Genomic DNA, 13185 nt, shown 5'->3' on the forward strand with positions numbered 1-13185 from the left:
ATATATAGTATATGTATAATCTTCAAAAGATAAGAGCTGATTTCCCGATACTTTCCCGTGAGGTATATGGCAAGCCTTTGGTTTATCTGGATAATGGGGCCACTACCCAGAAACCCCGTTGTGTAGTAGATTCCATTACAGATGAATATTATTCGGTCAACGCCAACGTGCATCGTGGTGTACATTTTCTTTCGCAGCAGGCTACGGAATTGCATGAAGCTTCCCGTGAAACAGTGCGGAAGTTTATCAATGCCGCCAGTACGAACGAAATTATCTTCACCCGTGGAACGACGGAGAGTATCAATCTGCTTGTATCCTGTTTTGGTGAAGAGTTTATGCAGGAAGGTGACGAAGTGATCCTCTCCGTTATGGAACATCACAGTAATATCGTTCCCTGGCAATTGTTGGCTGCCAAAAGAGGTATTGCCATTAAGGTTATTCCGATGAACGACAGGGGCGAACTTCTGATAGACGAATATAAGCGATTGTTTTCGGAACGTACGAAGATTATCAGCGTAGCCCATGTCTCCAATGTGTTGGGTACAGTAAATCCTGTAAAGGAGATGATTCAGTTTGCCCACGAACAGGGAGTACCAGTACTTGTAGACGGTGCCCAGTCCATTCCTCACATGCCGGTAGACGTACAGGATTTGGATGCGGATTTTTATGTTTTTTCCGGACATAAGGTATACGGTCCTACCGGTATAGGTGTGCTCTATGGTAAAGAAGAATGGCTTGACAAAATCCCCCCTTATCAAGGTGGCGGCGAAATGATACAACATGTCTCTTTTGAGCGTACTACTTTCAACGAACTGCCATTTAAGTTTGAAGCGGGAACGCCCGATTATATCGGTACCACAGGGCTTGCCAAAGCTTTGGACTATGTTTCAGCCATCGGTATGGAGAATATTGCCGCCCATGAGCACGAGCTTACTAAGTACGGTATGGCCCGTTTGGGTGAAATTCCCGGTATGCGTATCTTTGGCGAAGCAAAAGAGAAAGGAAGCGTTATTTCTTTTTTGGTGGGTGACATCCATCATTTTGATATGGGAACTTTGCTCGACCGCCTCGGTATCGCCGTCCGCACAGGACATCATTGTGCGCAACCGTTGATGCAACGTCTCGGCATAGAAGGGACGGTACGTGCCTCATTCGGTTTGTATAATACCAAGGAAGAAATAGACGTTTTGGTGGCAGGTATTGAACGGGTCAGCAAAATGTTTTAACTTCCTGATGTGACTTTGTGATGTATAGATGCGTCCAATAGTTGGTAATAACTTAAAGAAATAGAATTATGTTAGTAACAACAACTTCTGTGATTGAGGGTGGCCGTATCACCCGTTATTATGGTATCGTATCCGGTGAAACAATTATCGGTGCCAATGTATTCCGTGATTTCTTTGCCAGTATCCGCGATGTGGTGGGTGGACGTAGTGGCTCATACGAGGAAGTGTTGCGTGAAGCTAAAGATACGGCATTGCGTGAAATGCAAGAACAGGCCCGTCTTCTGGGTGCCAATGCCGTGATTGGTGTCGACCTTGATTACGAGACTGTGGGCAGTAGCGGTAGTATGCTGATGGTTACTGCCTGTGGTACGGCAGTGACGATAGAATAAGAACAAGTTTTTTGAACTCTTCTGAGGGTGTGTCAAAACAAAAATTCGTTTACTGTTTTGACACATCCTCAATTTTTATTAATCTGTTCTTTCTTGAATATGATTTTCCCATCATGAGTGACTCCCTGCATGATGACCGTGTAACTTGTACGTTTATCGGCTGTGCAGAATTCAAATTGCCCTTTTCCCGTATCCGAAAGCTTGATACACGGACTCCAGTAGAGTGTTTTCCGGTTATCCTGGTTGGTGGGCAAAGAACCTTGTGTAGGGGAATATTTAGGAGAATAAAACTCTACAGGGATCTGATATCCCAACGGCCGGATAGAAGTGACGTTGAGCTTTCTGGGTATTTTAAAGTTCCCATCTCCCGTTTTGGTGGTGATCAGAATTGCTCCACCTGCTCCCCTTGAACCGAATATGGCAGCAGATGCATCTTTCATCAGTTCTATTTCAGCTATATCGTCGGGTTGCATATCCATGACTAGTTCATATTCCATTTCTACATCGTCCACCAATATCAATGGTGTGTTACCTCGTAAGGTGATTGAATTACCCCTTGCCAAGATACCCGGCAGGCGCGACAACATATCTGCCATCGTATTGGGACGAGGGTACATCAATTTTTCCGTGTCATAGACCGAACCGTTGATGGAATGATACATAGATTTACCTTGCTTTTCTTTCGGCTTGGCTTTAATGACTACTTCGTCCAGGCGGATTGTTTGAATGCCACTATTGTCCAGTGTGTCTATATCATATTCTTCAATGACAGATCTTTTATTGTATAAATCCTCTATGGACAATTGTTTGCCGAAAGGGTAGAACTTTTCCTGGTCCAGTTCCAACATTACATTGTAGGCACCTCCTCTTTTATTCACTCCTTTGACGATGAAATTGGTACTATCTGGAAATTCAAAGTGGGTAAACCGGAAAACTCCGGTAGAGTCCGATATCGTTTCGTCAGAAAAAAGATGTTCTAAGGCTAATATTGATATTGGAGCGTTGGCTCGTGGCTTTGAATTGAATTCATTGAGTACTTTGCCCGAAATCTCCTGGCATCTTTCCAAGAATATGGACGGGCGCTCGTACTGTCCTTTGAGGAGATTGGGGATATTGTATCTTCTCCATCCTTGTGTCATCATCAATACATCCAATTCCCGGTCGGCTTCTTTGCGGGAAACGTCGAAATAGGCTTCAGGAAACTCAATGGTCCCTTTTAACTCTGAAGCCAGTAACAGGTAGGAGAGAATGGAAGAACAATTATGGGTATTGACGGATGTATCGTCCGTGACCGATACAGAAAAGTCTCCTTCCAATGGTTTTCCTTCACTGTCTGTCAAAGTGACTTCTGCTTTTACCGCTTCCCGAATTCCGTAAGATGGCTTGTCTGTAGTGAAGTTCATTGATATCTCCTCAAAATATTTGTTGAATACTAATCTTTCGCTGAGGGGATGGCCTTTTTCATCGAGCAGCAATATCTGGATTACTCCTGCGGGTAGTTCTCGGGCGTTGAATGTCAATATCTTCTGTTTCGGTTGCCACAACTCGGAATAAAAAACAATTCCTCTGCTTTGCGCTACTAAACGGAGCGGAGTGGTGACAGGCTGTGACAAGGCTATCATCAACATGTTTTTACGCCAAGTAGTAGTAATAACCTGTGCTTGCGGCGTTACCTGCGGTAACTCAAATTCTAGAAAACGGTTTTGTGAATTAGTACACTCCGCCACATATTGTCTTCCTGCTTCCGGTACGAAAGTAACAAACCCCATCCCCAAATAAGTAGCAGGTAAAGTAGCTACCACTTCTCCATTATCTTTGTCTTTAATCGCACCATGTATCTCTTCATGCCATCCATCCTTTCCGATGGCCTTGAACGCTACGCGCCATGGAATGCCTGCTGGTAGGTATCCTCCCTCAGGGAAGAACTTGACATCAAATGGCTCTGCTTCCTGTGGCAACTTTTCCTCTTTTTCTTTCTCTTTTCCTTTCTTCTTTCCCTTTTCTGGTTCTTCGCTTTCCCGAGATCCTGATACCGGGTTTATGATGGAAAGTGTACTCTTGAACAGGTAGTCTTCAGGTAAGTTTTTCATAAATCCGGTATAAGCTCTCAGGGTATAGTAACCTTGGGGTATCAGATAGTCCAGTGGTATATATCCCCGATAAATGGAGTCATTCACTCTTATTTTGATCCGACTGAAAACCGAGTCCGAACTGTTTGCCAGTTCCACGTATACATAACGGCTGACGGGAGAAGGAATATGTGTCGCTGCATCTACAAGATGTGCACGAAGCCAGATAGTATCTCCTACCATATAGTTCGGTTTGTCGGTATGTACATAAATTTTTTCTTGCGGGAAGAGGCTTAATTGTTCCAAAAAACGTAAGGAGACGGAGTCGACCTCTTCATTATTCTGGGCAAATACTGTACCGGAGTAAATGAAGAAAATGAGAAGAAACCAGGCATATCTTTTCATAAGTTTGTGTGTTTTATCATTAAGTGTTCTATATATGATGATTGATAGCCGGAATAGTTTAATCAGTACCCCCCATTTTATTTAAGAAAGATACATCTTCATTTCTTTCGATATAAAAATCTGCCAATCATTTGCTTATTTCATTTCAAATCAATATTTTTAAACTTTCATTCAACCTTTAATAAGAAAATGCTATGGACCAAATGCTTTTCTGGCTGGTTCCAGCCGCTTCTGTTTTGGCACTCTGTTTTGCCTGGTATTTCCACCGTCAAATGATGAAAGAGAGTGAGGGGACTCCTCAAATGATTAAAATTGCTGCTGCGGTGCGCAAGGGTGCTATGTCTTACCTCAAGCAACAATATAAGATTGTGGGCTGGGTATTTCTGGGATTGGTAATTCTTTTCTCTGTCATGGCCTATGGTTTTGGAGTTCAGAACTCCTGGGTACCTATCGCTTTCTTGACGGGTGGCTTCTTTTCCGGACTTGCCGGTTTTTTGGGTATGAAGACGGCAACATACGCATCGGCGCGTACGGCGAATGCTGCACGTAACTCACTGAATGCCGGTTTGCGTATCGCTTTCCGTAGTGGTGCAGTGATGGGATTGGTAGTTGTAGGTTTGGGATTACTTGATATTTCTTTTTGGTATCTGTTACTGAATGCGGTAATTCCCGTAGACGTGATGACACCTACTCATAAACTCTGTATCATAACTACTACCATGCTGACTTTTGGAATGGGAGCCAGTACACAAGCACTGTTTGCCCGTGTGGGTGGAGGTATCTATACCAAAGCTGCAGATGTCGGCGCTGATCTTGTAGGTAAGGTAGAAGCAGGTATTCCCGAAGATGATCCGCGAAATCCTGCAACTATTGCTGATAATGTAGGAGATAATGTAGGTGATGTTGCCGGTATGGGAGCTGACTTGTACGAAAGCTATTGCGGCTCTATTCTGGCTACGGCTGCTTTGGGGGCTGCCGCTTTTATTCATTCGGGAGATACCATGATGCAATTCAAGGCTGTTATTGCGCCGATGCTGATTGCGGCAGTTGGAATTATTCTTTCTATCATCGGTATATTTTCTGTTCGTACCAAGGAAAATGCGACAATGAAAGACTTACTAGGTTCACTTGCATTCGGAACCAATCTGAGTTCGGTTTTGATTGTTGCCGCTACTTTCTTTATTCTTTGGCTGTTGAGACTGGATAATTGGATGTGGATATCCTGTTCCGTAGTAGTAGGATTGATCGTGGGTATCATTATAGGTCGTTCTACCGAATACTATACTTCTCAGTCCTATCGTCCTACGCGGAAACTGAGTGAAAGCGGAAAGACCGGACCGGCTACCGTTATTATTTCCGGTATTGGCCTGGGTATGCTTTCTACTGCAATTCCGGTGATTGCCGTAGTAGTGGGTATCATAGCTTCCTATCTTTTTGCTTCCGGTTTCGATTTCTCTAATGTAGGTCTGGGGCTTTACGGTATTGGTATTGCCGCTGTGGGTATGCTTTCTACTTTGGGTATTACGCTTGCTACGGATGCTTATGGGCCTATTGCCGACAATGCCGGTGGCAACGCCGAAATGTCTGCTTTGGGTGAGGAAGTACGCAAACGTACCGATGCCCTCGATTCTTTGGGAAATACTACAGCTGCTACCGGTAAGGGGTTTGCCATCGGCTCGGCTGCACTGACTGGTCTTGCTTTACTTGCTTCCTATATTGAAGAAATCCGTATCGGGCTTACCCGTTTGGGCACTACTGACCTCTTTGTAGGCGGTGAAACTATTTCTGTGCAGGATGCCACTTTCTTTGACTTCATGCACCACTATGATGTAACTTTAATGAACCCTAAAGTTCTTTCCGGAATGTTTCTTGGCAGTATGATGGCTTTCTTGTTCTGTGGATTGACAATGAATGCAGTAGGTCGTGCTGCTGCCCATATGGTAGATGAAGTACGTCGCCAGTTCCGTGAAATCAAAGGTATCCTTACCGGACAGGCGGAACCCGATTATGAGCGTTGCGTCGCCATTTCCACGAAAGGAGCGCAACGAGAAATGGTACTTCCGTCCCTAATTGCAATTGTAGCTCCGATCATTACAGGTCTGGTTTTTGGCGTTCCCGGCGTATTGGGATTGTTGATTGGCGGTTTAAGTAGCGGTTTTGTACTTGCCATCTTTATGGCAAATGCTGGCGGTGCATGGGATAATGCGAAGAAGTATGTAGAAGAAGGTAATTTCGGTGGAAAGGGTAGCGAAGTTCATAAGGCAACGGTAGTAGGCGATACGGTAGGCGATCCGTTTAAAGACACTTCTGGTCCGAGTTTGAATATTCTCATTAAGCTGATGAGTATGGTTGCCATTGTAATGGCGGGATTGACTGTTGCCTGGAGCTTATTCTAAAAAGGAAATGTGGATTGACGCAAATTAGCGCAGATTTTTATGTAGATTAATCTTTGCGCTAATTAGCGCCAATCTGTGTTTTTTACTATACACAGTTACAACGAACAAAACAATGTGACTAAAAAAGGCACGCTGAAATCTATTACGAAACCATGAAAAATGGATACTACGACAAATTGTTGTCCGGCAGTTTGCGTAATAATAGGTAAAGTGGTGTCCATTGTGGTAGCACCGCCTGCCGAGATGGGAGCGAGATTACCAAACCAGCGTACCAGTAGGGGGGCAGCCAATAAAGTCAGGATTTCACGACTGATGTTTGCCAGTAGGGCGATTGTTCCCAGTTCGGCACCTTTATATTCAGTAATGAAAATACTGGACAGTGAATAATATCCGAAACCGGAACCGATTGCCAGGCAATCTGTCACAGAACGATGAGGTAATAACAGGCTGATGACTGCTGAACCCGCCAATGTGCCTAATATAGTCATGACGGGCAGAAAGATCAACCGTGGATTGAGCATACGGAAATTCTTTAAAGTTTGTGGGTTGTTACCCACACTTATTCCTACACAGAACATCAATGCGCAAAGTGCGTAGAACCCGATTTTAGAGTTTACGATGTCGAAAGGTACCAGATCGTAAATGCCAAAAATTGTTCCTAATATGAAGAATGTAACTATGATGAGACTCCCCTTCATACACATTCCCCTTTCTTTTTATACAATACTTTCCATAAAGCCCAGGCGGCAATGACACTTCCCAAAGTTCCGCCCAATGTGAGTACGATTGCTTCCAAACCGATAGTATGGAGTCCGTTGATGATTTCCTTGTTACCTCCCACCTCTACTCCGAGGATGAAGAGTAACAACCAAATGAGTATTGTAATGGTTTGATGCATCTTTTTGAAACGAGCCCTTTGCCGTAAAGCATAGCCCAACAGTCCACCAGTGAACATGAGTCCGATAACAATGAACATTTCTATCTTGTTTTTGAGTGCAAAGATACGAATAAAAAGCTTATCTTTGTACACAACAAATGAGTGAACTGTATGTTGCTGCCTTACTTAAATGAAAATCTGATTGAAGCCGGATGTGATGAAGCGGGACGTGGTTGTTTAGCAGGTGCTGTTTATGCTGCTGCTGTTATTTTGCCCAAAGATTTCAAGAACGAACTGCTGAACGACTCCAAACAATTGACCGAAAAGCAACGTTATGCCTTGCGTGAAATTGTTGAGAAGGAAGCTCTTGCATGGGCTGTAGGTATTGTTTCTCCGGAAGAAATAGATAAGATAAATATCTTGAATGCCTCTTTTCTAGCTATGCACCGTGCCGTGGACAGCCTTCAATTCCGTCCGCAACATTTGTTGATCGACGGTAATCGCTTCAAGAAATATCAAGATTTGCCACATACCACCATTATAAAAGGAGATGGCAAATATCTTTCTATTGCTGCCGCTTCCATTCTTGCCAAAACCTATCGTGACGATTATATGAACCGCTTACACGAGGAATTTCCTTATTATGATTGGAATAAGAATAAAGGTTATCCTACCAAGAAACATCGTATGGCTATTGCTGAACGGGGCACTACTCCTTATCACCGTATGACATTCAACTTACTAAGCCACAGGCAACTTTCATTGGATTTTTAATCTGCATTGATTTGTTATTTGTAAAACAAAGGATGAGTTACGTCAAAGCTGATGTCCAGCAAGTTATACATTATTGATATATTGTTGATAAATGACGATAAATTGTCGGAATATCACTGTGCCCGTTCTCACATCAAAATGAATTGAAATATCAACCGGATTTTCGGGTTGATCCATTTAGAGTTTGTTTTCCAGCTCTTCAACTTTCTTGTATAATATATCTATCAAGCGGCTGTTGGCTTTGACAAGTTCACGGAGGTTATCATCATTTGATAATTGTGTTGTTTTGTCGATGTTTTTCTTTCCTTTTATTTTATGGAATAGTTCCACTTCCGGAATACCCAATATTTCCGCTATTTTGCTCAGACGAGTCAATGTTAAATCTGTTTCCCCATATTCTATTTTACAATAAGCGCTGGTGGATAGATTTAGTTTTTCACCCATCTGTTCTTGAGTTAAATTCTTTTCTAAACGTAACAGTTGAAGCTGTTGGCCTACAACTTTCTTTAAATTGCTTCCCATGTCGTATGTTTTTGGGTAGTACTATCTGTTTATTGGACAAATATAACAAAAAAGGTGTATATAATCAATGTTAAAACACACTTATCTTTGTCAACAAAGAAAAACACTCATATCAGACCAGTTAATGTGATGCGATATCATACGAAAAGAAGTTAATAGAAAATAGAACGAGAATTTATTTTTAATAATTACAAACAAGCGGAATGGGATAAAAATCCTGCTTCACATTAACAATTTACACTATTATGAAAAAGTTATTATTTATGATGTTGGGTGCATTTCTTTTAAGTACTACTACGGTTTGTGCACAAGAACTGACTGCGAAAGAAAAAGCTAAACAAGAAAAAGAAGCTGCCAAACAAGCCAAGGAAAACGCCAAAAAAGAAGCTAAACTGAAAAAAGCTGCCAAAAAAGATGCTAAAATAGCCGATTTGCGCGTGGAGTATACTGAGTTTCTGAAAGAATGGGAACCTATTGAAGCCAATGTAGGTATCGCTGAAGTAGATACTTTTTTTGTACATACCAATGAATTGTTTGCTTTGTTGGCTACGGTCGAAGAAAATACGGGTTTCATTGAAATGGTACCCGAACCTTATTTGGATGAGGAAATGGGAGTTACTGATACCATTTGGAATGCCAAGAATGCCAAAACAGGTGAACCTATTGCCAAGAATGATGCTTTGAAAGTTTATACTATTGCCGGATTGAACCTGACAGAAGCCGCCGCCCGTGGCGTTTCACTTACAGCTGAGAGTGCTTCTGCTTTATTGTCTCTGACTTCCGACCCACTGAAAGCGCTTTCTATCGGCAAGAAGGTGAAGCAGGCTACAAAAGCCATCAAAATGTCTGTCAGCGTAATTCCTCTTATCCAACGTAACATCAAGGAGAATACTGAGAAGTTGAAGTATAAAAAAGCCAACGAGGGTCAGGAAACCAAGGAATAATTAATCGGAATAGATATGAAGATTATCATGAAGAAGATATTTATATTACTCGCACTTGTTGTTCTGGCGCTGGATGTTGTTGCTCAAAGTAAAGGTAAAAATGCTATGACTTTGCGTCTGGTAGACATAAAAGTGACAGACGGTACTTTGGTAAATATTGCTAAGGAGCAGTCGGCCAAAGGAAATGATAAGCCTGCCCAGATGATAGAAATCTATGAGAATAATGTCCGTGCGAAACTGGACGAAGTGGCGAAAGCGAGTGGACGTTTTGAGATATCGGACGCTACAACGCTGGATGCCCTTTCACGCGATGCGGAAGCACAGTTGTTCATGAAGATGTCTAAAGCAGAGAAGATAGAATATGTATCCGCCAAACAAAACGACTATGCGTTGTCTTGTGACATCAACAGTTGTCAATTCACTCGTAAGGCTGGGGGAGCAGGTTATTCCTGTGTATTACGCTTAAAGGTGAGTATTAATGATGCGCGCGATCCTCAAGGCGTAGCGCTTATCTCACGTGAGTTTATGAGTGATATCAAGAAGACCGCTATTCGTCCCAGTCGTGACGCTGCTTGTCAGGAAGCATTGGCTACCTTGACGGAACCTCTGACTGATTTCTTTTTGAATAATATTCCTGTATATGGTCTTCTGGGATATGAGAATGATGAATATATCGTTACTTGCGGTGCTAATCTTCGTATCAGAAAGGGAGATCAGTTCCAGGTTTCATTGGTGAAATATAATGGTAGTGAACGCCATAGTGAAGTAGTGGGTATTGTTAAAGTGCAGGATTTGCGTGCTTCAACTTCTGCCGTATCTTATTCCGAAGGTAAAGACCGTATTATTGAACTGATACCGACATTGGATGCCAACAGTTTCCTGCAGTGTAGGTTGTTACTCTTGAAATCTTATTAATGTATATGTGATATGAAAAAAGTATTAGTATTCTCTTTATTTTGTTCTTTATTTTTTACGACGGTATCTTACGCTCAGAAAGTGAAACCGGTGAATTATGGAGGTTCGGTGAACCTGATGGAAGTGAAAGGGCGTGGTAGTGATGCTGTAGTAGTACTTCGTACACTAGGATATGGCAAAAACGATGCTTTGGCTCAAGAAGACGCTGAGATACGCGTGATAAGAGCTTTGTTGTATTCTGGTTTTTCTAAGGATTTCCCCGCTGTAATTTCCATGAGTGAAACAGAAGCGGAGGCGAAGAGTGAAGGTAAGTTACTTGCTTTCTTTGAAAATAAGGAATATAAGGACTGTATCAGTTCTGTGAAACCAATGGGCAAATTAGACAAAGTGAAAGGTGAAAAGGTGAAGAAAAAACCTTTTGACATCACAGTGAACTATTATGTCCTGAAGAATAAAATAGGGAATATGAACTTTGACTCTTTTGGATTTTAATGCACTAATATAGATTGAATATGATGAAGAAGCTATTTCTTTTGTTAGGTATATTATTGCCTGTTTATGTTTGGGCACAAGGTGCCGGGCAGGCAAGGCAACCCAACGTGATAGTGGTTCCGTTTGTAGATCCGGGTCCTGATGAGAACGACAAAATCAAAGATGCGGTGCTTAACGATGAGGCTGTGCCGTTGGCTCTGTCCAAGATTAAAGAGCAGTTTAACTTGCGTAACTTCAAAACCATTGATTTCATGACGGAGTTTCAACGGGTTCAGAACCGTGCTTATGCGGCATCGACTCTGAACGCGAAGAATACCGGACTGCAATCTTATGTAGATGGAGCGAGAGCTGATATTTATGTGACGGTGAAAATCTCGAAAGAGGATTTTTCATCAGGAGCGTCCAGTGTTACGCTGTTATTAGAAGCTAAGGAGAGGGAGACCGGATTTTCTTTGGCGAATGCGAGTATTGTGAGCGATCGTTTTCGTGCATCCAAGAAAGAATTGACTGAATATGCTTTGGAAGGAATTTCAGAGAATTTCTTTAATCAGTTGAAACAGGCATTCCGCGATATGGTGAACAATGGACGTGAGGTGAACATCACGGTCAATGTAGACAGCAATTGCGATTTCGATATGGAAAATGATGTAGTAGGTACCAATGACATGATGTTGAGTGAAGAACTGGACGAATGGGTATTGGCCAACGCTTTCAAAGGTAATGGTGAAGTACGTGGGGGGGGTAATGGCTTGAATGTCTATATGCGTGTCCCTGTATATGATCCTGATACAGGCAGACCACGATCCATCAAATCTGAAACCGGTAAGTTGAGACGGTTCATCTCCGGTTTATTGAAAGGCAAAGGTTATACGGCCAGTGAGAAGGCTGCTTCAGGACAATATATACAGCTTTTAATTCAAAACGCGAAGGAAGAATAATACAAGAGTTTGATGTCCGGTATATGTGTTGAAGTAACAGCGCATAACCGGACATTTGATTTTTAATAACGAGATATATGAAGAAATTTCTGTTTTTATTGATTGCCGGCTTTTGTACGGTTCAGCTTTGGGCACAGACCATTAATTTCTCTGTCTTGCCTTTGCCGGACGGGGGCGAATTGACGGAAGCGTCTAGAGACATGCTTCAGAATAAACTGAAACAGATTATCACTCGTAATAGTGCGGGTGCATCCAATGAATATAATGTTTTTATCATTGAACCGGAAATCGTGGTGGTAGATAAGCAGGCCACATCGGGACTGATGAACAATGTGACTCTTGTGAAAGGTGAATTGACACTGGTTGCCAAGAATAAAGTGGACGGTAGTTTGTATCATAGTATGGTGCTAAATATATCTGGCCAGGTCACTGAGAAAGCGGACCCTTACAAGGCGATGATTACCAATATCCGTACCACCGATCCAGTGTTTACCCGTTTCATCCGCATTGCCCGTCAAAAGATAGAGGACTATTATGCTGCCAATTGCGCTACTATCCTTCAACGTGCACAGAGCTTGTATGACCAAAAGAAATATCAGGAAGCGGCAAGTTACCTTTCTGCCGTGTCTGATGCTATTCCTTGTTATGAACAGGCTTCTGTATTACTCAAAGAACTTTCGGACTACATGCCCGCCGGTCCCGATACGGTGATTATACAGAAAGTGGTGGAGAAAGTAGTGGAAAAACCGGTTGAAGTAGAGAAAATCGTAGAAGTGGAAAAGATCGTGGAAAAGCCGGTCGTTGTGGAAAAAGTGGTTGAGAAGCCGGTGATTGTAGAAAAGGTCATAGAGAAACCGGTAGTTCAAGAAACCCCGGAAATAAACTGTGAGATTACGTATTCCACAACTCGTTTGCAATTTAAGATATTGAAGTGCATAGGAAACCCTTCACAGCAACGTGTCACTGTTTTGGCGGAAATCACCAATTTGGACACCAATCGTAATGGAGAAGAGTTTTTGAAGATGATCTCAGCTGTGACCGATGGTGGATTAGAGTGTAAAAACTTCGAGATACAGAATGGTCAATGGATGAAGATGCCACCACGTATAGCGCTTCGCCGTGAGTTTTATGTAACTAAAGTGTTCGACAAATTCTCCAGTTTCTCTTATATGGAGTTGAGAATTGCAGATACAAACGTATATATCCGTAACTTGCCTATTCAATGGCAATAGAAAGTA

Annotated in this window: 13 protein-coding genes; 9 read left to right on the plus strand and 4 right to left on the minus strand. The window is 42.4% G+C overall.

Annotated features, from left to right (window positions below; all coding sequences use genetic code 11):
* Positions 1-11 precede the first annotated feature (11 nt).
* Complete coding sequence (locus tag C1A09_RS02775; protein ID WP_101542195.1) at positions 12-1226, plus strand: cysteine desulfurase; 1215 nt, start codon at positions 12-14, stop codon at positions 1224-1226.
* Positions 1227-1294: 68 nt separating this feature from the next.
* Complete coding sequence (locus C1A09_RS02780; RefSeq protein WP_101542196.1) at positions 1295-1615, plus strand: heavy metal-binding domain-containing protein; 321 nt, start codon at positions 1295-1297, stop codon at positions 1613-1615.
* A 68-nt stretch (positions 1616-1683) separates the two neighbouring features.
* On the opposite strand, the gene C1A09_RS02785 is transcribed toward C1A09_RS02780, so the two are convergent.
* Positions 1684-4089 (minus strand): TonB-dependent receptor plug domain-containing protein, encoded by a 2406-nt coding sequence (locus tag C1A09_RS02785; RefSeq protein WP_101542197.1) that lies wholly within the window; start codon positions 4087-4089, stop codon positions 1684-1686.
* 194 nt (positions 4090-4283) lie between these two features.
* On the opposite strand from C1A09_RS02785, the gene C1A09_RS02790 reads away from it, so the two are divergent.
* A complete protein-coding gene (locus tag C1A09_RS02790; RefSeq protein ID WP_101542198.1) occupies positions 4284-6485 on the plus strand; it encodes a sodium-translocating pyrophosphatase in 2202 nt (733 codons plus the stop codon).
* Positions 6486-6580: 95 nt separating this feature from the next.
* Here C1A09_RS02790 and C1A09_RS02795 read toward each other — a convergent pair whose 3' ends face one another.
* Both C1A09_RS02795 and C1A09_RS02800 read right to left on the minus strand, forming a co-directional pair.
* A complete protein-coding gene (locus C1A09_RS02795) occupies positions 6581-7183 on the minus strand; it encodes a LysO family transporter (RefSeq protein ID WP_101542437.1) in 603 nt (200 codons plus the stop codon).
* Entirely contained in the window at positions 7180-7461 is a 282-nt protein-coding gene (locus C1A09_RS02800) for a LysO family transporter (RefSeq protein ID WP_101542438.1), read from the minus strand. Before C1A09_RS02800 ends, C1A09_RS02795 begins: the two co-directional genes overlap by 4 nt.
* Positions 7462-7533: 72 nt before the next feature.
* Between C1A09_RS02800 and rnhB the strand changes: the two genes are divergently transcribed.
* The gene (gene rnhB / locus C1A09_RS02805; protein ID WP_101542199.1) at positions 7534-8136 is read left to right on the plus strand and encodes a ribonuclease HII; all 603 of its coding nucleotides are present in this window, start codon (positions 7534-7536) and stop codon (positions 8134-8136) included.
* A 177-nt stretch (positions 8137-8313) separates the two neighbouring features.
* Here the strand turns inward: rnhB and C1A09_RS02810 are convergent, their stop codons facing one another.
* Positions 8314-8658, minus strand: a complete 345-nt coding sequence (locus C1A09_RS02810; protein WP_101542200.1) for a helix-turn-helix domain-containing protein — start codon at positions 8656-8658, stop codon at positions 8314-8316.
* Positions 8659-8903: 245 nt separating this feature from the next.
* Here C1A09_RS02810 and C1A09_RS02815 point away from each other — a divergent pair, with 245 nt between their 5' ends.
* The 5 genes from C1A09_RS02815 to C1A09_RS02835 all read left to right on the plus strand — a co-directional run bounded on the left by C1A09_RS02815 (position 8904) and on the right by C1A09_RS02835 (position 13179).
* The gene (locus C1A09_RS02815; protein ID WP_101542201.1) at positions 8904-9602 is read left to right on the plus strand and encodes a hypothetical protein; all 699 of its coding nucleotides are present in this window, start codon (positions 8904-8906) and stop codon (positions 9600-9602) included.
* Between the two features lie 27 nt (positions 9603-9629).
* A complete protein-coding gene (locus C1A09_RS02820; RefSeq protein WP_101542439.1) occupies positions 9630-10517 on the plus strand; it encodes a hypothetical protein in 888 nt (295 codons plus the stop codon).
* 12 nt (positions 10518-10529) lie between these two features.
* The gene (locus tag C1A09_RS02825) at positions 10530-11009 is read left to right on the plus strand and encodes a hypothetical protein (protein ID WP_101542202.1); all 480 of its coding nucleotides are present in this window, start codon (positions 10530-10532) and stop codon (positions 11007-11009) included.
* A 20-nt stretch (positions 11010-11029) separates the two neighbouring features.
* The gene (locus C1A09_RS02830) at positions 11030-11947 is read left to right on the plus strand and encodes a DUF6175 family protein (RefSeq protein ID WP_233519852.1); all 918 of its coding nucleotides are present in this window, start codon (positions 11030-11032) and stop codon (positions 11945-11947) included.
* Positions 11948-12024: 77 nt separating this feature from the next.
* Positions 12025-13179: a hypothetical protein gene (locus C1A09_RS02835; protein WP_101542203.1), complete on the plus strand. Its 1155-nt coding sequence runs from the start codon at positions 12025-12027 to the stop codon at positions 13177-13179.
* Positions 13180-13185 lie beyond the last annotated feature (6 nt).

It is taken from the genome of Bacteroides cutis, assembly GCF_900241005.1.
Lineage (GTDB): Bacteria > Bacteroidota > Bacteroidia > Bacteroidales > Bacteroidaceae > Bacteroides > Bacteroides cutis.

What these genes read in the sequence shown, in the direction of transcription:
- C1A09_RS02785 (WP_101542197.1), bottom strand. Translation starts at nt 4,089, where the DNA reads ATGAAAAGATATGCCTGGTTTCTTCTCATTTTCTTCATTTACTCCGGT.
- C1A09_RS02835 (WP_101542203.1), top strand. Translation starts at nt 12,025, where the DNA reads ATGAAGAAATTTCTGTTTTTATTGATTGCCGGCTTTTGTACGGTTCAG.
- C1A09_RS02820 (WP_101542439.1), top strand. Translation starts at nt 9,630, where the DNA reads ATGAAGAAGATATTTATATTACTCGCACTTGTTGTTCTGGCGCTGGAT.
- C1A09_RS02825 (WP_101542202.1), top strand. Translation starts at nt 10,530, where the DNA reads ATGAAAAAAGTATTAGTATTCTCTTTATTTTGTTCTTTATTTTTTACG.
- C1A09_RS02810 (WP_101542200.1), bottom strand. Translation starts at nt 8,658, where the DNA reads ATGGGAAGCAATTTAAAGAAAGTTGTAGGCCAACAGCTTCAACTGTTA.
- C1A09_RS02800 (WP_101542438.1), bottom strand. Translation starts at nt 7,461, where the DNA reads ATGTTCATTGTTATCGGACTCATGTTCACTGGTGGACTGTTGGGCTAT.
- C1A09_RS02780 (WP_101542196.1), top strand. Translation starts at nt 1,295, where the DNA reads ATGTTAGTAACAACAACTTCTGTGATTGAGGGTGGCCGTATCACCCGT.
- C1A09_RS02790 (WP_101542198.1), top strand. Translation starts at nt 4,284, where the DNA reads ATGGACCAAATGCTTTTCTGGCTGGTTCCAGCCGCTTCTGTTTTGGCA.
- rnhB (WP_101542199.1), top strand. Translation starts at nt 7,534, where the DNA reads ATGTTGCTGCCTTACTTAAATGAAAATCTGATTGAAGCCGGATGTGAT.
- C1A09_RS02795 (WP_101542437.1), bottom strand. Translation starts at nt 7,183, where the DNA reads ATGAAGGGGAGTCTCATCATAGTTACATTCTTCATATTAGGAACAATT.
- C1A09_RS02775 (WP_101542195.1), top strand. Translation starts at nt 12, where the DNA reads ATGTATAATCTTCAAAAGATAAGAGCTGATTTCCCGATACTTTCCCGT.
- C1A09_RS02815 (WP_101542201.1), top strand. Translation starts at nt 8,904, where the DNA reads ATGAAAAAGTTATTATTTATGATGTTGGGTGCATTTCTTTTAAGTACT.
- C1A09_RS02830 (WP_233519852.1), top strand. Translation starts at nt 11,030, where the DNA reads ATGATGAAGAAGCTATTTCTTTTGTTAGGTATATTATTGCCTGTTTAT.